Below are 916 nucleotides of genomic sequence, written 5' to 3' on the forward strand. Positions count from 1 at the left end.
TAGTAAGTTTTACCACACTAGGTTTGTAGCCTTTGTTAGGGTCGAACTTTTCGATTCCTCGTTGCAGTCCCAGTGCCCCTTCTTGGAGCAAGTCAAGAAAATCTAAATTGTGATTCTGGTACTTTTTAGCGATCGCTACCACCAACCGCAGGTTAGCTGTCACCATTTTCTCTTTAGCTTTTTGACCTTGTTGAATGATTGACTGTACTTCAGCTTCGCTTTGCCCAAGCGAGGTAGCTAATTCTCTTGTGGTTGGTTGATGGTTTAGTTGAAGTGCGAGATTTGAGCGCTGTTCTTCAATCGCCATCATCTGCTGTACAAGCCTAGCATTTGTAATTTCTTGCTCAGGAGTTAGCAGAGGGTAGCGTCCGATTTCTTTGAGGTAGGAGCGAACTAAGTCCGTAGTTGGATTGGGCATACGAATACGTTTTTTTCGTTTGAGTAAAATGTTTGATTTCAGGAATTAGCTAATAAATCAAATCTTAATTATAGACTTAGACTAATACTCGTATTTGTCAAATATATTTATATATATAATACTTGAAATCTTTAAATAGGTAAATACTAAAACCTGCTTTATTTTGTAACTAAATTTTAAGGTAATAAAAAATTTGGTTAGATTAAATCAAAGAGACGCTACGCTAAATTTAGAGTGATATCCTCTCTTGAAGAGAGGATATGTTCAAATTCGCTTCACATTTGGACAAGGCTCGAAGACGCTTTGCGTAAATCAATTGAAAATTACAAATACTTAGTTGAGAAACAATCATGGATATGCAATCTCTACTCACTTTGACAATCGAAGTCATCTTTTGGGCATTCGTTACTCTCGTTATATTCCAGTTCATTAGCGGACTATTTGTATCGGCTGCTTACGCTAGTAATGTGGTTTCGGTTAGCAATGGAAATATAGCCG

1 protein-coding gene is annotated in these 916 nt (G+C 37.2%); it reads right to left on the reverse strand.

What is annotated here, in order from left to right:
• A partial coding sequence (locus tag A4S05_RS38270; RefSeq protein WP_305121622.1) for a sigma factor occupies positions 1-418 on the reverse strand: 418 nt, incomplete at its 3' end.
• Positions 419-916: the final 498 nt, after the last annotated feature.

Source organism: Nostoc sp. KVJ20, from assembly GCF_001712795.1.
Classification (GTDB): Bacteria; Cyanobacteriota; Cyanobacteriia; order Cyanobacteriales; family Nostocaceae; genus Nostoc.